Raw genomic sequence first — 21817 nt, 5'->3', positions numbered from 1 at the left:
GAGGATCTTTATGCTCGCTACTATTCAAAAACAACAAAATAACTATGTCGTGAAATTCAACCGTCCGCTGTCACATTCAGTTGATGCTGTTTGGGCAGTATTAACGGAGAATGAAAAGCTTCAAAAATGGATGAATAATTTAGAAATCATTGATCTTCAAAAAAACGGCAAAATCCATTTTAATATGAATGATGGAACAAATGCTTATAAGGAAATAGCGATTACAGACTATGCCGAGAAGGAAGTACTCGAATTTGATTGGGGCAACGATACAGTAAGATTTGAACTCTCCCCCACTGGCAATGGCTCCATATTAGTATTACTTGAAACGATTGGTGAGCTAACTGACCATACGCCTAAAGATTTAGCCGGCTGGCATATATGCTTAGACCTGCTTTTGGATTTATTAAATGGAACTGTACATGAAGAATTTCCAATGGAAGAATGGCAAAAATGGTTTGCAAAGTATAAGCAACTTGTGGATGACGTTGAAAAGATTTAAGCATATCACGAATAAAACTCCTAGGGCAGAGATACATGCTCTAGGAGTTTTCATAGTGTTGAAAAACAAAATGGTCAAGGTAACGTTATATTTAAATGAAGGTGATTTACGTTTCAAGCTACTTGCTTTCGCACAGAAAACATTTGCCGCTTCGCTTTCGCGCGCCCCGAAGTGATCAGGTTCATCTCAGAACTAATCGTGTAAGGTCACTCCTTTCTTTCCCTACCTAAAAACTCTTGTAGTTATTTAAGCTCATTAATTCGCTTCGTCAATTCATTAAACTTTTGATCAAGCATAGCGTAATCCTTATCCTTCGCTGTAAGAAAACTAAGCTTACCAAGTATCTCTTGTCTTTCATTTTCAAGCTTTAAACGAAGAGTAGCTTTATCATCGACTTGAGAAGGCGCGTTATTTCTCCACTTTTTCTCAATACGTTGATTTCTAAGCTCCCACACACTATCTGTTACCTTCTCAAGAAAATATCTATCATGTGAGACAACAAGTAAAGTTCCCTTATATTGCGCTAGCGTTTTTTCTAATTGCTCCCTTGAAGGCAAGTCAAGGTGATTCGTCGGTTCATCTAAAATAAGCACGTTTTTATCCTCTAAAATGTAAGCCATTAGTTTACATTTTACCCGCTCGCCCATGCTCATTTCGCCTATTGGTGCAGTCCAATGTGCTGGCGTAAAGCCTAAATGCTTCATTAAATTTCGAACCTTCCCTTGTTCCTCAAAGGTTTCCTTATTGAAGTATTGCTCAGGTGTCTGATCCAGTGGTAAGTCAAATACTTCCTGCGTTAAATAGCCGATATTCGCGGCAGGAGATTTCCAAACCTCTCCTTCTGCCTTTATCTGTCCTAAGAGCACCTTTAATAAAGTTGTTTTGCCACTACCATTCGATCCAGTAATGGCAATCTTGTCACCAAATTGAGCAATTACGTTTACATCTTTAAATAAAACACGCTGCTCAAAGCACTTCGTTAAATGCTTTGTCTCTAAAAAACGCTTCCCTACCCGTTGATTTGTATTTAAAGAAAAACGAATCTTTTCTTCAGGTTCTACAGCATCAACCTTAGCCTTTTCAAGCTCCTTCTCTAATCGTTTTTTCTTGGATTTAACTTGCGAGTCCATACGTTTTGCTTTTACACGATAAAATTCCTTAAAGCCCTCCTGCTTTGTAGACTGGGCATGTGCCTTCTGTGACCATGATGTTAGCTCCTGCATCTGCGCTTCTATGCGTTCGATGTTTTTTTGTTGTTTTTCATAAACGCGTTGCTGTGTTAGTCTTCGCTGTTCTCTAGCGGCCATATAACTAGAATAATTGCCGCTATGCTCTATAAGTTTTCCTTCTTCTAAAGCCCAAATTTTTGTTGCAATCTCGTCTAAAAAATAGCGGTCATGTGAAACAACAATGATTGCGCCATCGTAACTTTTTATTTGTTCAATGAGCAATGTGGTGCTTTGCTCATCTAAATGATTTGTAGGTTCATCTAATAAAAGTAATTGAGTCTTTTGTGCAAAACCATCAGCAAGACGCATTTTTAGTTTCTCCCCGCCACTTAAGGCTGAAAATAACACATTCGGCACTTGCCATTTAGCAAGCAAATCAGCCTCGCCCGCAGTTACCTCCAGCGTATCAAAATGTGCGATTTCCTGTTCCACAAAGGCAACTTTAGCAGACTGCACCCAACGTAACTGTCCAGCAGTTGGCACTATCAAGCCTGCAATCAACTGCAATAATGTTGATTTTCCAGCACCATTTCTACCAATAATGCCAATTACTTCGCCTTCTTTTACGGTTGCTGTTACATGTTCAAAAATTTTTATATCCTTTACTTCAAAATGTACGTCTTGTAATTTTAAAAGTTCCTTCATAACATTCATTCCTCTCCATTCGGAGGGACAAAAAAATCCCTCCAAGTATTTTGGAAGGATTAGTCGCAAAAATATCATACACAAATAAGCTTATGAACATAGCTTTGTTTGTGTTCCATTACTAAGCAAGCTACTTCCTATCTGCTTCTAAATAAAACGTTCAGATGGAAAATGAAGCACCTGTAAGTATAGTACAACCTCAAATCGACAAAGCTTCGCCGATACGAAGTGCGCGTTATGGAAAATGGGCAGACTAATCCTATTTTTGATTCAGTGATGAAATATCAATTTCGCCTTGGCGTAATTGCGTCCGGATTTTGAATTGTGCCCGCACAATTCATTCCTTTGAAAATCCGTGACATCCGCCGGAGGCTTTATCTTCATTTAATAGGTGTTTGAACACCTATTAAACGAAGATAAAATTTCATGTGTAAAAAATAAGATTAGTTAATCATTAGCCACCCATCGTCCCTTCATCATTAATTACAATAATTGTAACATCGTTGTCTTTAAAATAAAAACAATAAAACTGGTAAATAGTTATACACCAAGTAACATCATGCTAATTAGGGAATTCTTATTGGTTCATGGTGTTAAAAAACGGCAAAGGCAATCTTCGTGAATTAGAATGACATGCTGTGTGAAGTGGTTGATTGGAGTGAGGCTGGGCGACCTCTTGGGGATTAGCGTCACAGATGATACCCCGGAGCGACCATCGCGAGTGAAGCGGCTCATCGAAAGCGCCCAGTCGGAACGGAAATCAACCCCTCGTTTTGCTGAATAGCTATATTTTATTTATAATGACACCTTTATTTCATAGACATAATAGTTTACAACTAAATGAACCATTTAACACGGCTTCTTAATACTCTTAATTACCATCTCGAACATTCATACGAGCGAATATTTCTTCTTGCGATGGTTTGGAAGCGCCAACCACTTCTGCTACTCCATCGGAACCCTGCAACAAACTCTCTTCCTACAGCAGTTAGGAAGAACCAAAAGCCTGATCCATTAAACATCCATATATACGTATTTCTAAATAAGCATGATTGAATACCACTTGAACCTATTCCGAATGGTGGAAGTGATGGCGCAAAGCTAGGTGGTGGACCAAGAGGCATTTGACCTGCTGGTGGTGGGCCGAAACTAGGCGGTCCGAACGATGGTGGTGGGCCAAAACCAGGCGGTCCAAACGATGGTGGCGGTCCAAAACCAGGCGGTCCAAACGATGGTTGTGCTCCAACACCAGGCAGTCCGAATGATGGTTCGAAACCAGGTTCTGGAAGCGGCATAATTTCTTCATATGGATTGTACATGACAAACTCCTCCTTTTACATAATTCAATATATGTAAGAGGGCTAATAACCGTTGAGCAATTGCCTATTAGCTTAGTATTTAGTCGTCCCAAACTGCATTCGTATTTTCATGGTTGACATTGTATAATAAAAGGTATGTTTTCCAAGAAAAGGAGTTCTTATGCGAAAAATATTTTTACTAATCACTACAATCCTACTGTCCTTTGGGATATGGCTATTTTTTAACTCTACAAATTCTTCTGCAGTATCAACAAGTATTCAAGACAAGCTAGCAGCTGTTAAGAAGTACAAATATTATTTAGATGCAGGGAACGATAAGATTGGCAAGGAAATGGCTAAAGTAGATTTAGTCATTGTGGAGCCTATCGAAATGCAGCAGAAGTATATTAAGCAGGCTCAAAAAAACGGAACATTAATTTATGGCTATATTAACGCAATGGAAGCAGACAAATGGAATTCAGAGTTCTATAGCCGATTGAAAGAAGAGGATTTTTATAAAGACGAGCGTGGAGAAAAGATGTATTTCTCTGAGTGGGATTCGTATCTAATGGATATGACATCTAAACACTATCAAGAGCTTTTGCTAGAAGAAATTCAAAAACAAATTGTTCAAAAAGGCTTGGATGGTGTGTTTTTAGATACTGTTGGCAATATCGAGTCCTACTTACCTGAAAAAGAACAGGGCGCGCAAAATGAAGCAATGCTTGCCTTTATAAAAAAAATAAAGCAGCAATATAACGACCTGTCTGTTGCTCAAAATTGGGGTTTTCAAACATTAGCTGATTATACAGCTCCATATGTCGATTTTATTATGTGGGAAAATTTTTCGTATGATGTAGTCGGAGAAGATGAATGGTCGTTGAATATGATGCAGCAATTAGTACAGATACGAGAAAAATCCGGTACACAGGTGATGACAATTGGATTTAACGATGAAGAAAAAAGTCGTACCTTAGCTGAAAAATATCATTTTAAATTCTTTTATAGCGCGGCAGGATCATACTACAACACATGGCAGTAATGTCCACCCTCATGGCTTATAATCCTCTCCGTTAAGTAACACTCCTCGGAGGGGATTTCTTTGTAATGTACTTATCTCGGCAAATAAGATTGCATTACTCGCCAATCCTCAAGCTTTTCTTCAAAAGATTTAATATTTTTACCTGGTATTGGGCTAGTCGAAGGCATTTTCTGATATGCTCGACCATCTAAAACCTCAAGGCCAATATGTTTTTTAAAAACTTCGAATGCCTTTGCGCCATTAAAAAGCACTAACTCAATATTAGGATAGTGTTCAAAAAGCGTTTTAAAATCATTCGGTTTTTCATTACGAATGGCTGCATCTAAGCTTCCTTTACGCTCGCACGATTCTATTGTATCCCAGAGACCAATATGATGATCCTTTAGCAATTTTAATCTTTGCCCATAATCCTGAGGTACATCTACCTCTAATATTCCTCCAATAATCGGCCAAAAGTGATTGCGTGGGTTACCATAATATTGCTGCTTCTCTAATGATTGCTTTCCTGGCATTGAGCCGACAATTAACACCTTCGTTGATAAATCAATAACTGGTGGTAATACATTTTTAAGTTCTTCCGACATTACAATCACTCCTTCCTAATATTGTAGCGGAAATTTTGTGTCAATGTCATTGAAGGGCATGTATCAAATACCAAAAATCAAGGTTCATCCCTATACAGTGGGTTGATTTCCGTTCCAGATGGGCGCTTTCCTGGGGGCGTCCATCCGGAACGGAAATCAACCTACATACAAAACATACGTTTTAACAAATGTCATCCACATCTTTTGGTGATAGTTTTCCCATTATTTTAAAATAAATCAAGCTTGAGGGCCTTTCTCTATTTGTTGGATATTTATGATAGACTAATTCAAATGCACCCTTTTTTAGATGTTTTTGTTAGCATACTGTCACTTATTTTTTAAAGTGCCTATACGAAGAAAAATTAATTCCGAGTATCAAACTACATAGAGGTGAAATATGAGAAGTTGGTTCCAATCTCTTACAGTTAAAATGATTTTTTTAATAAGTATTTTGATCCTTTTAATATGTGGAATGTTTATGTATCTTTTGCAAGAACATATCCGAGATACGACAGAAAAACAGATGGGAATGGAAGCATTAAATATTGCAAAAACCCTCGCATCTATGGAAGAAATCATTACCGCATTTGATAAAGAAAAGCCAAGTGAAATCATTCAACCAATCGTCGAGCCTTTAAGAAAAGAATTTGACGCAGCATTTATTGTCGTTGGAAATTCTGAAGGAATTCGTTATTCACATCCTTTAAAAGATAAAATTGGAGAAAAAATGGTTGGCGGAGACAATGATGCCGCATTGTTAGATAGACAAGCTTATATTTCTAAAACTATGGGGTCATTAGGTGAATCTATTCGAGGTAAAGCCCCCATCATATTAGACAATAAAATTATTGGTGTTGTATCTGTCGGTTTTTTAACAGAAAATATCGACACAATCATCGAAAGCTACATTCACAAATGGATCAGCTACACCATTATTATTCTGTTAATAGGAATATTAGGTGCAATAGCTATTTCCATTTATATAAAAAAATTATTGTTTAATATGGAACCTATTCAAATTGCTAAATTATATCAACAAAACAAGGTCATTTTAGAAACAACAGCAGAGGGTATACTGGCTGTCGATCACTTTAATCAAATTACGACCATTAATAAAAGTGCTTATGAAATGCTAGATTCAGCTCACAATAAATCTCTATCAGATTGGATGGGTACAAAAATTGAGCATATTTTTACGCCTAAAATTGTTGCAGAGAAAAGCATTCATAATTTAGAGCTACCACTTGATGAGCATATTATCATTTTAAATAAAACGCCTTTAGTTGAAAAGAAAAGGAAAATCGGTTCATTGTACACCTTTAGAAAGAAAGTAGATATTCAAAAAGTCATTGATGAATTAAAACAGATGAAGCAGTATGCAAATGTTCAACGAGCATATACTCATGAATTTGCGAATAAGCTTCATATCATTTTAGGTTTACTTGTTCATAAACAATACAACGAAGCAATTGAATTTATTAAAGAAGAACGAAACATACAACTTAAAAATCAAGCTTTTTTAAATAGCAATGTAACAACCCCTCTTCTACTTGCATTAATTCAGGGGAAAATTGCAGAAGCCGCGGAACTAGGCATCAAACTCGAGCTAAGCGAAATTTCTTCATCTATTGAATTATCTAAACAGCAAGAAAATGCTATCCTAACAGCTCTTGGTAATGTACTTCAAAACGCTATTGAGACTTTAAAAAGCTGGGAATCATCAGAAAAAGTGATTCAACTATCGATCAACAATTATAAAAACCATTACTTATTTGAGATTCAAGACAATGGACCAGGTATTGATAACAATATTTACGATAAAATTTTTACAAAGGGTGTATCTACTAAAGAAGGGTTAGATCGCGGACATGGACTTGCTATAAGCAAGAGAGCCCTTCAGGAGATAAATGGGGAAATTTTATTGGATTCAGGTGATTTATCAGGAGCATGTTTTTTAATTATAGTCCCTAAAGGAGACATTGAGAATGACAACATTAAAAAGTGTATGGATTATTGAAGATGACTTTAGAGTAGCAAAAATTCATGCAGATTATGTTCATAATATAGAAGGATTTATCGTCACTGAAAATTTACGCACAGGAAAAGAAACGATTGAAAAGCTGAAAGTGACTTCTAGTTTACCAGAAATTATATTAACAGATTTGTATATTCCTGATGTTGAAGGTAGCTCATTAGTAAGCCATATACGTCACCTCTATCCATCTATAAAAATTATCGTAATCTCAGCAGCAACTGAAATAAGTTTAATAAAGGATATAGTAGACTTAGGAATTTTAGATTATTTAATAAAACCCTTTGAAGAGCAACGGCTTCAACGCGCATTTCAAAAATATTTGCAGGAACCTCGTTTATTTCAAAATAGCAAAAATGTCACTCAAAATGACCTTGATTCATTATTCTATAGTGAATCAAACAATAAAATAGTAGATGAAGAAACGTTTGTAAAAGGTATTGATTTGCATACATTACAAATTGTTAAAAGCATTTTTGAAGATCTCAAAACCCAGGAGCTCACAGCCTCACAATTAAGCGAACTCATCGGTTCTAGTCGTTCAACAGCTCGCCGTTATTTAGAATACTTAGTAGGCGAGCAGTTTTTACAGACAAAACTAATTTATGGAACCGTTGGAAGACCTGAACGAAAATATGTATATCATGGAACTTATGAACAAAACTAATAGTATGTTCTTTATTTAACATATGACTATATTATTTTCCTCTCTTTAGCACTATGATACTTTTTAAATAATCTGAATGATTGAACAAAAAGGGAGGAAATGTTTTTGAGTCTAAGTATAATAGGATTTTTAACAATTATTATTATTGTTGCTCTACTTATTAGTGGTCGAGTATCACCACTTGTAGCAATGGTTATACCACCTATTGTAGCAGCATTTATAGCTGGCTTTAATTTCGATGAATTAGGAGAATTCTTTAGTTCTGGATTAAGCTCTGTGATGAACGTAGCTGTTATGTTTATCTTTGCAATTATTTTCTTTGGTATTATGCAGGATGTAGGATTATTTGAGCCATTGATCAATAAAATGATTGCGCTTTCAAAAGGGAATATTATTGTTGTTGCAGTGATAACAGTGATAATTGCTGTTGTGGCGCAACTAGATGGTTCTGGAGCTTCAACATTTTTAATTACAATCCCAGCATTATTGCCTTTATATTTACGTTTACGGATGAATCCATATCTATTGCTGTTACTAGTTGGAGGAGCTGCAGCAGTAATTAATATGATTCCTTGGGGTGGTCCATTAGGTCGTGTTGCTTCAGTTTTAGAAACGGATGTAACTGAACTTTGGTATCCTTTAATCACTATTCAAATCATTGGTGTCGCGTTAATGATAGCTTTAGCTGTGTTCCTTGGTTTTAGAGAAAAGCGCCGTATTCTAAAACAATACGGTACCCTTGACTTCACAAATGATGATCATGCTATGACACAAGGTGTTGTTTCATCCGAAGTAGACACAAGTTTACAACGACCAAAACTATTGTGGATCAATGCAATTGTTACTGTTCTTGTTATTGGAATTTTAGTTGCAGGTATTTTACCAGCAGGATTAGCCTTTTTAATTGGCGTGGCCATCGCCTTGCCAATCAACTATCGTTCTCCTAAAGAACAAATGGCACGTGTACAAGCACATGCTCCGAATGCCTTAACGATGGCATCCATAATAATTGCTGCTGGATTATTTTTAGGTATACTCAATGGTACAGGAATGTTAACTGCTATTGCCAATAATGCTGTAAATATTTTACCATCATTCCTATTATCTTATTTACATATCATTATCGGGGTATTGGGAGTACCATTTGATTTATTACTAAGTACGGATGCATATTACTTCGCTTTATTCCCTGTAGTTGAACAGATTGGCTTATCTTTCGATATTGATTCTCTTTCAACTGCCTATGCAATGATTATTGGTAATATTGTAGGTACATTTGTATCGCCACTTGCCCCTGCTGTTTGGTTAGCTTTAGGCTTATCAGGCTTAGAAATGGGGAAACACTTAAAATACTCTTTCTTCTGGATGTGGGGATTGAGCATTACTTTACTATTTATTGCTGTAGCATTAGGAATTATTGCTATCTAAATTAACTAGAATACCAGTTGTCGAGCATTGATCGGTAACTGGTTATCTTTCTATCCTCTTAGCGTGGGGTTGATTTCCGTTCCGGCTGGGCGCTTTCCTGGGGGCGTCGGGGCAACAACTGGGTTTTGTCTGTGCGAAAGCGAAGCGGCAGCGGCACCGATGTTGATCACGAAGGCGTTATCACAGGACGTGATGCTTTTAGCCTTCGTTCCTCTATTGCTGATCCCCAAGGAGTCCCCAGCCTCCACTCCAATCAACTTATCCTCATTACATACGTCTTAACAAAATGCCATCCCCAACTTTCGGTGATGAACCTTTTACATAGGTATTGATTATATTGAAAAATCAGAGCCAGTAAGTATTTCCTTCGAGCTTTTTATATGCAGGTTATTGGATGAATGATTTTTTATATATGACCTTACTATTTCATAACCAATGCAATACCCAATCCATTGAGGAAGCTTTCCACCATATAAAAATTCAGCGTGATTGTTTAAACCCTGAATATTGATTTGAGGCAAAAAATGCTCCTTCCAAATTTCTAACATTTTATCTAATGAGTAGGACCTCAACCATGGTGCTAACCATTTTTCACCGTAAATATTCTCCACTGCACATTCTGCTAATCCCTCTAAAATTAAAGAATCTAACAGAGTCACTTCGTTTAGAGATTTATTTAAATATTGCAGACGACAAACATGATTATACTCATGTGCAAATAAAGATTTAAGCTCTTGCTTTTCAAGCTCTCCTATATATAAAAACATAGCATTTGGATAGGCAACACCGTTTTTATTCGTTATTGTTTGCTCCTGCGTTATCGGGAAGATATAGATTGGTATATTGGGACCGCTCCATCTCTCCTTTAAATAGATAAATTCCTTCTGTACTACTTCCCAAACGTTTTGTTTTTTTAACTTGTTAATGTCTATTTTTTCATGTGAATTAAAAAGCCCTTGCTGCTGTAGTTCAAATTGTATTTCATCTGGAGATCCACCAATAAAAATCTCTACTAAACGATCGCAAAAAATAGAACGTTGTAGGTCCTCAGGATTTTTACTTTCATTAAGCCTTTGACTAGCTATTAATTCATTGAGCCACTCATCTGTTGGTATTACTGACATACATTCCCTCCTTACTATAGCTTATGTCCGAAGTAGACAATCGGCTAGTGATAATGATTGCAACCGCATATATTAGCTTGTAAGGAAGTCGAAAGGAGGGATAGTTTGTGAATCCAGCTGATACTTATAATCTTTGTTGTAATTATCATGGGAAACGTGTAAGAATTACAGAAACATGTGGCAGAGTACATTATGGAGAAATAACTAGGGTGGATAGAAGACAGGTGTGGATTCAACCTGATAGACGATTTGGCGGTTATGGTTTAGGTTATTGGGGTTGGGGAGGACGAGGAGCAGGCTTTGGCTTTGGAATCGCATTTGGATTAATTGCCGGAATTGCACTAGCACCACTATTATTTTGGTAATATTGAAATTTTAATTTATGCATATCCGCTGCGCTATGATAACCTTCTGTCATGGAAAAAAATAAGCCATTTCAATCTGTTGAGATGGCTTATTTTCCTTATTGCACTTGCTCTTGTTGCTGTTTGCTTTTAATCAACTCGGATATTGTGACAAATGTATAACCTTGTTTTTTAAGTTCTGGTAAGATTTCTTCCAGTGCCTTAATAGTCTGCGTACGATCGCCGCCTCCATCATGGAACAAAATAACATCTCCAGGCTTCGACCCATTCATCACTTTTTGGACAATTTTGTTAACACCTGGCTGTTTCCAATCTTGAGTATCCTGATGCCAAGACCACATAACTACTTTGTATCCATCCTTTACAGCGGCATTGATCATTTGATCATTATAGTAACCACCTACAGGACGGAACAAAATTGGTGCAAATCCAGTAATACCATAAATTATTGCCTTTGTCTTACGCAGTTGTGCCTGTAATTCAGCTACGGAAGCTTTAAACGGATGTGAATACGTATGATTGGCCAGCTCATGCCCTTCTGAATAAGATCGTAAAACAAGGTCTGGATATTTTTCTGCATTTTTTCCAATAATAAAAAACGTCGCCTTTGCATCATACTTTGCCAATAAATCTAAAATAGCTGCCGTATACTTGGGATGAGGTCCATCGTCAAAGGTTAGAGCAATTATTTTGTCTTTTGTGTTAATGTCCCACACAACTTCCCCTGTCTCCTCATAATAAGGTCGACCTTTATCCGCATACGTTGTCAGCTCTGTAGAAAATACCGATATGATTAAAAAACAAAGGGATAAAACCAATACATATTTACGTGTCATAAGCATCACCTCCCAAATTCAAATTCACATAACTCCGTCAACTTACTATTTACGAATTATAATGAATTATACTTGTGAAGGTTTGGCCGTTTCCTCCTCTTAATTATTTCAAAAATTAATTCATGCATAAAAATTTTATAAATTCCCTGTTATATTTTGAACGAAATGTGAAAACACTCTCGTAGTACTTTATTTTTTCACTGATTGATGTAAAATGATAGACATAACTGATATATAACAACGAGAGAAAAAATTAATTTTTTCACCGATTGTTATAGTACAAAACAACAAAGGGGATTTTTCATTATGTGGATTATTACAGTTTTTGAACAAAATACTTATCGTATGTTCGAGTATAAAACTAAAAACGAGGCAACGGTTGCATTAAAAAATTTCAAGCAAACAGCTATGCTTTCTTATACAAAATAATTAAAAAGAAGAATCAACTTTAAAACGGGTTGATTCTTTTATTTTGTTGGGAACTATTGTGTCAATAAAAATAAAATTGTAATTTTAAAAATGTACCTTTCGGCAAAACGAGTGGTTGATTTCCGTTCCGACTGGGCGCTTTCCTGGGGGCGTCCGATGAGCCGCTTCGCTGCGCTGCAGGGTCTCGGGCCAACACGATGTTGGTCACGAAGGCGTTATCACAGGACGTGATGATTTTAGCCTTCGTTCCTCTATTGCTGATCCCCAAGGAGTCGCCCAGTCTCCACTCCAATCAACCACTTCACTGCATGTATCTTCTGCTTGTCACTGTAATTTATAGTGATAAAAAGAAATTACAGCAATTATATCTGTGCGAAAGCGCAGTGCTAACAAAGAATACATTTGTACCGTTCGTTTTATTTTAGGTAACAAATAATTTTTAGTGAAAATGTCGAACACCTTTTAATCTATTACCATATGTATATAGAGAAAAGGAGTGATTTCGGATGGTAACAATTGAGCCTATTATGATTAAAGGCCATTTTTTCACTGCGATAATTGTTCAATTACCAAAAACAACACTGCTGACAATTTCAAATGATACAGGCTACATTATGTGTGGTGCTTTAGATGTTGGCCTATTAAATGATCGCTTAGCAGACCGAAAAATTATTGCTGGTCGGGCAGTTGGTGTGAAAACAATTGATGAGCTATTGACGGCTCCATTAGAATCCGTGACATATGAAGCGCATCAACTTGGTATTACTGAAGGAATGTCTGGTGTAGAGGCGTTATTAAAAATGGTGTAACAGATATTTTTGTGCATAAATAAAGCGTCAAGGCAATCAATTATGCCTCGGCATAATTGCGTCCGGAATCGGCTTTGTGCTTGCACAAAGAACTCCTTTCCGATTCCGCGACATCCGCCGGAGGCTTTAACTTCTTTCAGCGGATGTTTGGACACCCGCCTTAAAATTGCATTCATCCCACCGCCTATAGAGGTGGGAGATTTCTGCTGAAAGAAGTTAAACTGGACGCTTTTTCTTCATTATAAAATTTATATTGAATGATTTTCATCTTATCACAAGCATAGTATGAGCCTTTCGAAAGGTGGTATTCTATGTATTATACAAATGTCGGTCAGCAAACTCCTCATGTCCCCCGTGTTATAGTTGTGACCGGAAATGGAAAAGTAATGGCTAAAGCAAGCTATGTCCAGCTTCAAGTAGAGGTAAGTACACAAGGGAAAAATGCACAAGATGCACAGCAGGAAAATGCGATGATTATGAATCGTGTTATCCAATCCATTTTAGCTCTTCATATCCCAAAAGAACATATCCAAACGGCGAGCTACAATATTGCACCTCATTATGAATTTGAGAACAGTAAACAAGTTTTTAAAGGCTATGAAGTGACAAATGCCATTACCGTTAAAGTAACTGAGACAAATCAGGTTGGCCTAGTCCTTGATACAGCTGTGCAAAATGGTGCAAACCGCATTTCTTCTATCCACTTTAACATTGAAAATACGGATGCCTATTACCAGCAGGCACTAAGTTTAGCTCTTCATAATGCCCAAATGAAAGCTAAAACAATTGCCGAGACGATGCGTTTGCCCATCCAGCCTCAGCCAATCGAAATCATTGAGGAACATGAAATTGAACCAGTCCTGTATAGATCCATGTCGACGGTTGATTCCACCATTTCTACACCTATTGAACAAGGTCAAATGACTATTAATGCGACTGTCCGAGTGAAGTTTCAATATTAAATGAGTCTTCTGCCTAAAACATGAAGGCTCTTAAAGTTATTGAAGCTTGTAGCGATTATCTGTAGTTAAATTCAAACGTATTTCTTTCTAGACATATTACTTCATCAGAGGTTTTTACAATAATATCAAAATGCTGACTATACGAATGCATAAACAATTCATATTGAATTCTACGTTCTTCATGCGACTGCTTTAAATAATTGATATCGGCTCCCCTTTCAAGTACATCACGGCCCGACCTTCTCTTTAATTCCGTCTCACCATCTGTATAAAAATAAATTTTTAAATTAAATAACTTCGGATTAATAAATGCTACACTCATTCCCTCAACAATGGTTACTTTAGTTTTTGAAGAAATTAACGCACTTTTCATATAATGCGTATCAATTGTCAATAAATCCAGACCTTCTCTAACCATCTGAATATCTCTTTCCAAAGAAGGTAAATGATGTGCCGCTGGATGGCAAGCGGTCATTTTAAAATGATGCTGTGCGTTTCGAAAAGTATAGTTGATAATTGTATGCTTGCGTATATCCGAACTAACAATATACGGGTCTGTATTAATATAATTCACTTCACTTTGGTTTAAACAGTTAATAAGCTTATTGGCAAACGTTGTTTTTCCTGCTGCACCATGTCCTGAAATACCAATGACGATTGGTTTATCTTCCTTGTTGGCCCAAGTAACGATCTCTTGCAATAACCTATCCATCTCTCTCCCCCCACTACCGCTTCCTTTTATCACAAAATACATTTACACAAAATTCCATTCGATTTTTAATCATTCCCATACACGTTCTAGAATCACTTCATGATCCTTAATACTTAGCTGAAAAACATCTGGGTTACTTAGTTGAGTCCAAAATTGAAAGTCAACATCGCTATTATAATTTTTCAACAATAAGGTAATTATATTTCCATGACTAACGATAATTGTATGTTCAGACTCACTTTTGAAAGTTTCCTCAGCTACGTTAACGATACGTTCCATCGCTTCATTACTTGACTCTCCACCCTCAAACTTTAACTCCATATCGGTAAAAGTTGCTCGAAGTTTTTCATACCAATCTGGTAAATCATTTGTGCTTAATATGCGTTCTGAAAGGCGTTCGTCAATTTCAACATTTATATTTTCCCTCTTACTTAGCGGTTCTATAGTTTGAATTGCTCGTAAAAAGGGACTAGCAATAATTCGATCAATTTGTTTGTCAGTGAAAAACTCGGCTAAAATTTCAGCCTGGTGAAAGCCCTGTTCTGTTAAAAAAGCATCCGGCGACTGTCCCTTGGCTTCGCAATGTCTTATTACATATATATGTTTAGCCATTTCTAACCTCCTAGAGGAAATATGGAGAACTGATATCATTGTTATTACCTACAACGTCTGCATTTTGTTGTGATTCATGTTCTTTTAAATATAGACTTGATACAGCATGATACCTGTTAAGAAACATGGTCTCTGCATTTATTTTACAGTTATTATACCGCCTTTACTAAGTAGTTCCAACTTGTTTGATGCATCACCAATCTTACCTTTCTTTAATTGATCCGTATGTTCTTCCTTCTGATAACCTTCTAAATTAACGCTTATGTCAGATGATTCACTGTTCGCTATAAGCTCTAATGATTTTGGTGCCTCTTTGTATGATATTGTAATATCTCCTGAAGCAGTTTCTACAAATAGTGCTTTTCCTTCGATGATTTCTTTCATTAAGACTTCACCGCTAGTCGAAGTAATTTTCGTTTTCGAACTGTTGACTCTAGTAATATAGCTATCACCGTTTGTAGCGGTTATTGTTAATTCATTTAAAGAACTGTCTACGATACTCAATTCACCATCTTTTGATGTAATTGTACCTTTATCAGCCGATAATCCTTTAATGATTTTAGCGCCAGAATCCGTTGAAATCAAAAGTTCTTCCGTTTCAATGTTGTTAATTTTGATATCACCATAACTATTTTTTAATGCAATCTTACTCACTGCATTTTTAGGGATCGAAATGTGAATAGTATCTTTTTTTCCAAAGCTAAAGTTTTTCATAAGCCCTTCTTCATTGTCTTGTTGAAATACCCTTACTTTATTTCCAACTTTCTCAATTTCAACAGGATTGCTTTGCTGCTTTTGTTGTTGCTTACCTTCAAATTCAATCGTTAGTTTATCAGATTCTGTATTTTCTAATGCTATATTCCAAGACTCTATGTTTATTTCTAGTTCTTCAATTTGCTTAACATCAAAGGACTGTTCTTCAGTGATGCTCTTTTCTCCATTAATTTTAAGGGTGAAGAGTATTCCTCCTACCCCAATAACGAATATTAAGGCTATGATTGCTTTTTTCACTTTACATCCTCATTTCTCATTTTTAGGTTAAATCTACTTTGTCGACTTTATAATAGGACAGATAGCCGATAATAAGTCCTAATAGACACATTGTTGTTGGGACAATGATAAATTGAGATAAACTAGTAGATGTATCCCCATTTGAAACCGTTGCATTAATCAAAAATCCAATTAAGACAGCTGACGTTATTGTCGAAGCTGTTGATTTTTTTCGCATACCAAAGTACAAAGGAATTAAGCTTACCCCAGCCATCATAAAAGCATTGATAAACGTAGATGGTATAGTAGCTGCCATCGCCTGTATCTCAACAGGAGCTTCAAACAAATTCATCATTGGATTTAAAAAGTAAACCGCGATATTAATCATTAAGGTCGCAATGATAATGCTAAAGAAACAAAATCCGAAAACTAAAGTTAGCTTAGCAAAAATAATTTTTTTCCTTTTTAATGGATACGTAAATAATAATTGAACCGTCTTATTTTTGTATTCGTCAATAACTAAACGAGATAGAATTACACTCGCAAAAATGATAAAAACAATGCGAATTAAAATATTTGTTAAAGACATAAAATCTGTATAATCTAGAAACATCTTTTCATCTCCAGAACCGACTGCCATAAGTGCAACTGCCGCAAAAATTCCAATAATACAAATGATTAAGCCTTTAAAATAGCTAGACATACTATTCTTTTTCCATTCAAGTCTTAATAGTTTACGCAATTTGATTCCCTCCATTAATAAGATTTAAGAAATACTCTTCTAAATGCTGTTGCTGTTTTTCAATGCCATTGACAGCAATGTTATTTAATATAAGTTCTTTATTAATTTGAGATTGGGAAATGTCATGTTCAAAAATCCGAATACAATGCTGACCGACAATTTCATATTTTTGAATTCCTAACTTGTTCTCTAGCACATGAATCGCTTTTTTCACATCGTCTATTTGTATCTCCAGATACTCCATGTTCTCTTTTCGAATATCGTCCATCCTTACCTCTTTCAATAATTCCCCATGATGAAGGATGCCAATTGTATCTGCTATTGATTCAATTTCTGACACGATATGACTGGATATTAATATGGTGATTCCAAGCTTCTCCTTTAGATGTAGTAGGAGCTCCCGAATATCTTTAATACCGATTGGATCAAGACCATTAATTGGCTCATCTAAAATAAGAATTTCCGGTTTGGCAACAATGGCACGTGCGATGCCTAATCTTTGCTTCATCCCTAGCGAAAATTCATATATTTTTTTATGTTCAACACCATTAAGACCTACTATTTCTAATGCCTCCTCAACGGCTCCTTTTTCATAAACCCCAATATACTCACAGTGAAGCTCTAAATTCTCCTTCGCTGTTAGCCTGTCGTAAAATTCAGGGTACTCGATAATACTGCCTATTTTGCTCAAGTATTGATAGGAAGTAGTAGAAATGGATTGATTCAATATTTTAATTTCACCTGAAGTTGGTTTTACTAAGTTTAAAATCATCTTCATAATCGTTGTTTTTCCAGCCCCATTCGGACCTAGAAACCCATAAATCTCCCCCTTCTTAACGTTCATATTGACGTTCGAGACGGTTTCGATTCCTTTAAAGCTCTTACTTAATTGATGTAGTTGAATAACGGTTTCCATGTTGTGTGCTCCTTACCATTTTGAATTCGTTACATTAAGCTTAATAAGTGAAAGTAAAATCAAAGTAAACTCGATGGAAAATGACAGTAATTTTTTCAAGAGAGTAAGGATATAAAGATCAGAAGCTGTTATGATGAAATTGAAATGAGGGATAAAAATGGAAACTGTTGAAAAAATCCTAATCGTAGATGATGAAATCGGTATATTAAAATTACTAGAAATTACCTTAATAAAAGAAAACTTTATAAATATTGATACTTCTTCAACGGGCAAAGGTACACTACAGCTTGTAAAAGAAAATCATTACGATATTATTTTGCTTGATATAATGCTCCCAGATATAAGCGGTTTTGAACTTTGCACAGAAATACGCAAGTATACAAATACACCCATTATTTTTGTCAGTGCTCGCTCTACTGATTTTGATAAATTAACGGGATTGGGTATTGGCGGAGATGATTATATTACAAAGCCTTTTAATCCTTTAGAGGTCGTTGCTCGAATAAAGGTCATCCTTCGACGTCAAAAAATGAATGAAAGTTCTCAGCAACAGCAGAGTACAAAATTTGATTTCGGTTACTTTGCTCTAAATCCTGAATCTGCAACATTAACCGTTAACAATCAGTCTGTCGAGTGTACAGCTAAAGAGTTAGAACTACTACATTTCTTCTGTAAAAATCCAAATCGTATTTTCACCACTTCACAGCTCTATGAATTCGTGTGGGGAAATGATGTATATGGTGAGGAGAAAACCGTAACAATTCATATATCAAAGCTAAGGAAAAAACTCGGAGATGATACGCGTAAACCTAAAATAATTGTGAATTTAAGGGGCATTGGGTATAAATTCATTCCACCGAAAGAGGATTCACTATGCGAATAAACACTCGATTTACGTTGCATCTTGCACTGGGGATTATTCTGTGGATACTATTGAGCGGAATTTGTATTGTTATCGGACTCGAAGGTATTCTCCCACTCTTTAAAAAATCTGTTAGTGAAGATTACCAGAGTCTACTAGTCGCATGGATTTTCGGGTTTAGTACCATTGTTTGTATTGCTGTATTTGGTTGGTATTTCGGGGGTCCCCTTGGTTTTATAATGTCTTGGATTCATCAGCTTTCACAGGAAAACTACAAACAGCCTGTTGGACTATCAAAAGTCTATACACGTAAAGGAAAGCTCCGTATGCGTTATATGTTATATCAAGAGGTACTTCAACACCTACAAACCTTATCAGGAAAATTAAAAGCCGCTGAAACAGAACGTGAAAAGGTTGAACAAGCAAAACAAGAATGGATTGCCGGTATTTCGCATGATTTAAAAACACCATTAACGTATATTACAGGCTACTCTACTCTATTATTAAACGAACAATACGATTGGTCTAAGGATGAAGCTCGTTCTTTTATCCAAGAGATTGCAGATAAAGGCAAGCATATGGAGGAACTTATTCAAGATTTAAGTCTCTTCATTCAGTTTAATAATACAGATGGAAAGTTACCCTTACATAAAACCAATCAGGATATTGTAGATTTTACAAAAAGAATCGTTGCTACTATAAGCAACAATCCACAGGCAAATGACTATATCTTGCACTTTAAAACTGATACAACTGTTATAAACATTGACTTTGATACGAAATTCATGCAACGCATATTACAAAACATTCTTATGAATTCCATTATCCACAATCCACCTAACACAAATATTTATACACAGATTTTTGATAGGACAGAGCATGTAGAAATTCACATTGTGGATAACGGTGTAGGTATGTCCACACACATGCAAGAAAATATTTTTCAGCAATATTATCGCGGAACAACAACAGATGCCTCCTCGGAAGGTACTGGACTGGGCATGGCGATCGTTTATAAGCTCGTTCAAGCTCATAACGGCACTATCTCAGTACAGAGTGAACCTTCTGATGGGACTACTTTTATAATTACATTACCTAAAAAATAGAAATCCACCTCTTAGAAGCTAACATCTAAGAGGTGATTTTTTTATACTAAAAACTCCAAATAACCAAGCTTTTTCCCCTTGCCTAGTCACTTTTGAAAGCCTGTTTATTTGACAACAAAAGCGCACAAAGAATAATAAATATTCCTATCATATGCTGCAATGCTAACGATTCGTTTAAAATAAAATACCCCATCAGTACACCAACTACAGGAACCATGTAATTACTAAAGGAAGCAAATAATGCTCCCTCTTTTTTAATTAATAGGTTATATAGCATGTAAACAATCCCCGCGTGGAAAATACCTAAAATAACAATCGAGGCTATTTGTAGCCTATCTATATCCAAATGTAATGGTTGTTCAAAGATAAAGGCTACTGGTAACAATATGATTGTAGCAATCCATAATACATTTCGCATATGAATAACTGGCGAACGATTATCTAATTTTTCCATTAAAATTAATGACAGTGCAAAACTAATTGCCGCCAATAAGAGGAGTGCATTTCCAAATACTGTTCCTGAGCCGCTCATTGCTTGTGTCGGCCATGATAGAATAACCATTCCTAAAAAACCTAAAAAAATACTGAAAAATTGAAACTGACTTACTTTCTTTTTAAAGAAAAGGACGAAAAGAATTAAAGTGATGATTGGTACTGTCGCTATAAGCATAGATGCAATGCTGCTCGATACATATTTTTGTCCTTGTGCAATAAGGATAAATGGTAACACTACTTCAAAAAAAGCAATGCCAACATACAATTTGAAATCGGTCGAGCTGTTTTCTATTTTTAAAAATAAACTAATGAAGGATAAACAAAGAGCACCAATGATAGCTTTTAGCAAGGATAGGGTAACTGCTCCAACATCATTCGTTACTAGTGCTATGAAGAAAAATTGAGAACCCCAAATACAGCTTATTAAAAGTAAAAGGATATATTTACTCATTGTGCTCCCCTCCTATGCCCAAAATAATTGGTTCCTATTACGCCAATAATAATGACTAGCCCACCAATCAAATGATAGAAATGAAATGTTTCCTGTAAAAAAATCACACCCGAAAGTATTGTAATAAGCGTAGCAAAATTACTAAAAACACTCATTTTGGAAGCTTCCAATATCGATAAAGTATAATTTGACAAGTAAGAAGTAACGAGGGAGGATAGAATGCCTAAATATAAAATAGCTAAAACAAAATCTACATGAACAAATGGTCTGAAAAATTGAAGAAGCGTACCATTTATTAAGTGATTTCCAATTGCTACTCCATTAAAAATGACAAACCCACATAATGTCATCACATATGTTAATGTCAGTAATGAATATTGTTTTGTAAGCTTTCTTGCTAAAACGTTATATAGCGAAGCCGCGCAAGCTGACAGTAATATAAATCCACTACCGATTAAATTTCCTGAGCTAGCACTTCCATTGTTCATAAAAAGCATATAGATAACACCAAATACTGATAAACTAATGAAAATAAGTTGTTCACGTGTAGCTTTTTCCTTTAAAAGTACACTTGCAAGCACTAATGTAAAAATAGGAATTGTCGCTTGAATAATGCCAGCCTCTGTGGAGGAAATTCTTGCGAGCCCAAGCACCTGAAAAGTAAAAAATGCTATCGGATATAATAGGGCCAAAGGTAGAATTTTGGCTACATCTCGTTTATTAATTTTTAACTTATTCTGTGTAATGACTATACAAAAGACAATACCAATAAGTGCGATAGTAAATCGATGTGCAAGTGTATCAATAGGGCTTGCCACTGTCAATGTAACTTTAACAAACATAAATGAAAGCCCAATGACAAAAGCATAAATAATTGCTGCCAAATACGCCTTTCTTTTCACTGTCATATAATGTACTCCTTCTCTTCATTCCGGCCGGTAAAGCTATAGTAATAAAAAGTAAAGACTCGCACGATATA

The 21817-nt window shown here is 35.9% G+C and carries 23 protein-coding genes; 11 read left to right on the top strand and 12 right to left on the bottom strand.

Features of this window, described 5'->3' with window-relative positions:
- The first annotated feature begins 10 nt into the window (after positions 1–10).
- Positions 11–502 carry an SRPBCC family protein gene (locus ABH968_RS08945; protein WP_370043711.1) on the top strand — a complete coding sequence of 164 codons (492 nt, stop codon included), beginning with the start codon at positions 11–13 and terminating at the stop codon, positions 500–502.
- A gap of 242 nt (positions 503–744) precedes the next feature.
- Here ABH968_RS08945 and abc-f read toward each other — a convergent pair whose 3' ends face one another.
- On the bottom strand, positions 745–2376 hold the full coding sequence (gene abc-f / locus ABH968_RS08940) for a ribosomal protection-like ABC-F family protein (RefSeq protein ID WP_370043710.1): 1632 nt from the start codon (positions 2374–2376) through the stop codon (positions 745–747).
- Positions 2377–3251: 875 nt separating this feature from the next.
- On the bottom strand, positions 3252–3695 hold the full coding sequence (locus ABH968_RS08935) for a hypothetical protein (protein ID WP_370043709.1): 444 nt from the start codon (positions 3693–3695) through the stop codon (positions 3252–3254).
- A gap of 160 nt (positions 3696–3855) precedes the next feature.
- Here ABH968_RS08935 and ABH968_RS08930 point away from each other — a divergent pair, with 160 nt between their 5' ends.
- Complete coding sequence (locus ABH968_RS08930; RefSeq protein WP_370043707.1) at positions 3856–4716, top strand: endo alpha-1,4 polygalactosaminidase; 861 nt, start codon at positions 3856–3858, stop codon at positions 4714–4716.
- Between the two features lie 71 nt (positions 4717–4787).
- On the opposite strand, the gene ABH968_RS08925 is transcribed toward ABH968_RS08930, so the two are convergent.
- Complete coding sequence (locus ABH968_RS08925; RefSeq protein ID WP_370043705.1) at positions 4788–5300, bottom strand: DNA-deoxyinosine glycosylase; 513 nt, start codon at positions 5298–5300, stop codon at positions 4788–4790.
- A 478-nt stretch (positions 5301–5778) separates the two neighbouring features.
- On the opposite strand from ABH968_RS08925, the gene ABH968_RS08920 reads away from it, so the two are divergent.
- The 3 genes from ABH968_RS08920 (at position 5779) to ABH968_RS08910 (ending at position 9427) form a co-directional block, all read left to right on the top strand.
- Positions 5779–7317: an ATP-binding protein gene (locus ABH968_RS08920; protein WP_370043704.1), complete on the top strand. Its 1539-nt coding sequence runs from the start codon at positions 5779–5781 to the stop codon at positions 7315–7317.
- Entirely contained in the window at positions 7286–7999 is a 714-nt protein-coding gene (locus ABH968_RS08915; protein WP_370043703.1) for a response regulator, read from the top strand. Before ABH968_RS08920 ends, ABH968_RS08915 begins: the two co-directional genes overlap by 32 nt.
- Before the next feature lie 105 nt (positions 8000–8104).
- Complete coding sequence (locus ABH968_RS08910; RefSeq protein WP_370043701.1) at positions 8105–9427, top strand: CitMHS family transporter; 1323 nt, start codon at positions 8105–8107, stop codon at positions 9425–9427.
- Between the two features lie 332 nt (positions 9428–9759).
- Here ABH968_RS08910 and ABH968_RS08905 read toward each other — a convergent pair whose 3' ends face one another.
- A complete protein-coding gene (locus tag ABH968_RS08905; protein WP_370043699.1) occupies positions 9760–10551 on the bottom strand; it encodes a DUF2268 domain-containing putative Zn-dependent protease in 792 nt (263 codons plus the stop codon).
- Positions 10552–10658: 107 nt separating this feature from the next.
- On the opposite strand from ABH968_RS08905, the gene ABH968_RS08900 reads away from it, so the two are divergent.
- Positions 10659–10916, top strand: coding sequence for a hypothetical protein (locus ABH968_RS08900; RefSeq protein ID WP_370043697.1), 258 nt, complete (start codon positions 10659–10661; stop codon positions 10914–10916).
- 98 nt (positions 10917–11014) lie between these two features.
- Here the strand turns inward: ABH968_RS08900 and ABH968_RS08895 are convergent, their stop codons facing one another.
- Positions 11015–11752 carry a polysaccharide deacetylase family protein gene (locus tag ABH968_RS08895; protein ID WP_370043696.1) on the bottom strand — a complete coding sequence of 246 codons (738 nt, stop codon included), beginning with the start codon at positions 11750–11752 and terminating at the stop codon, positions 11015–11017.
- A 306-nt stretch (positions 11753–12058) separates the two neighbouring features.
- On the opposite strand from ABH968_RS08895, the gene ABH968_RS08890 reads away from it, so the two are divergent.
- The 3 genes from ABH968_RS08890 (at position 12059) to ABH968_RS08880 (ending at position 13952) form a co-directional block, all read left to right on the top strand.
- Positions 12059–12181 carry a hypothetical protein gene (locus ABH968_RS08890; RefSeq protein WP_256469487.1) on the top strand — a complete coding sequence of 41 codons (123 nt, stop codon included), beginning with the start codon at positions 12059–12061 and terminating at the stop codon, positions 12179–12181.
- 506 nt (positions 12182–12687) lie between these two features.
- Positions 12688–12990: a YunC family protein gene (locus ABH968_RS08885; protein WP_249074861.1), complete on the top strand. Its 303-nt coding sequence runs from the start codon at positions 12688–12690 to the stop codon at positions 12988–12990.
- A 311-nt stretch (positions 12991–13301) separates the two neighbouring features.
- A complete protein-coding gene (locus tag ABH968_RS08880; protein WP_370043695.1) occupies positions 13302–13952 on the top strand; it encodes an SIMPL domain-containing protein in 651 nt (216 codons plus the stop codon).
- A 55-nt stretch (positions 13953–14007) separates the two neighbouring features.
- Here ABH968_RS08880 and ABH968_RS08875 read toward each other — a convergent pair whose 3' ends face one another.
- From ABH968_RS08875 to ABH968_RS08855, 5 genes are all read right to left on the bottom strand, one after another.
- Positions 14008–14664, bottom strand: coding sequence for a uridine kinase family protein (locus ABH968_RS08875; protein WP_370043693.1), 657 nt, complete (start codon positions 14662–14664; stop codon positions 14008–14010).
- Between the two features lie 69 nt (positions 14665–14733).
- Complete coding sequence (locus tag ABH968_RS08870) at positions 14734–15276, bottom strand: histidine phosphatase family protein (protein ID WP_370043692.1); 543 nt, start codon at positions 15274–15276, stop codon at positions 14734–14736.
- 138 nt (positions 15277–15414) lie between these two features.
- On the bottom strand, positions 15415–16287 hold the full coding sequence (locus ABH968_RS08865) for a DUF4097 family beta strand repeat-containing protein (RefSeq protein WP_370043691.1): 873 nt from the start codon (positions 16285–16287) through the stop codon (positions 15415–15417).
- 22 nt (positions 16288–16309) lie between these two features.
- The gene (locus ABH968_RS08860; protein WP_370043690.1) at positions 16310–17008 is read right to left on the bottom strand and encodes an ABC transporter permease; all 699 of its coding nucleotides are present in this window, start codon (positions 17006–17008) and stop codon (positions 16310–16312) included.
- Positions 17001–17924 carry an ABC transporter ATP-binding protein gene (locus tag ABH968_RS08855; RefSeq protein ID WP_370043688.1) on the bottom strand — a complete coding sequence of 308 codons (924 nt, stop codon included), beginning with the start codon at positions 17922–17924 and terminating at the stop codon, positions 17001–17003. The genes ABH968_RS08860 and ABH968_RS08855 overlap by 8 nt, the downstream gene beginning before the upstream one ends.
- A gap of 157 nt (positions 17925–18081) precedes the next feature.
- Between ABH968_RS08855 and ABH968_RS08850 the strand changes: the two genes are divergently transcribed.
- A complete protein-coding gene (locus ABH968_RS08850; protein ID WP_370043687.1) occupies positions 18082–18807 on the top strand; it encodes a response regulator transcription factor in 726 nt (241 codons plus the stop codon).
- Entirely contained in the window at positions 18798–19892 is a 1095-nt protein-coding gene (locus tag ABH968_RS08845; protein WP_370043686.1) for a sensor histidine kinase, read from the top strand. The genes ABH968_RS08850 and ABH968_RS08845 overlap by 10 nt, the downstream gene beginning before the upstream one ends.
- An 82-nt stretch (positions 19893–19974) precedes the next feature.
- Here ABH968_RS08845 and ABH968_RS08840 read toward each other — a convergent pair whose 3' ends face one another.
- Together ABH968_RS08840 and ABH968_RS08835 are read right to left on the bottom strand one after the other, a co-directional pair.
- Positions 19975–20838, bottom strand: coding sequence for a DMT family transporter (locus ABH968_RS08840; protein WP_370043685.1), 864 nt, complete (start codon positions 20836–20838; stop codon positions 19975–19977).
- Positions 20835–21746: a DMT family transporter gene (locus ABH968_RS08835; RefSeq protein ID WP_370043683.1), complete on the bottom strand. Its 912-nt coding sequence runs from the start codon at positions 21744–21746 to the stop codon at positions 20835–20837. The genes ABH968_RS08840 and ABH968_RS08835 overlap by 4 nt, the downstream gene beginning before the upstream one ends.
- Positions 21747–21817: the final 71 nt, after the last annotated feature.

It is taken from the genome of Lysinibacillus sp. RC79 (assembly GCF_041262405.1).
In the GTDB taxonomy this organism is placed as follows: Bacteria; Bacillota; Bacilli; order Bacillales_A; family Planococcaceae; genus Lysinibacillus.
Note: the sequence above shows the minus strand (reverse complement) of the source record. Positions and strands in the feature narration are given on the sequence as shown.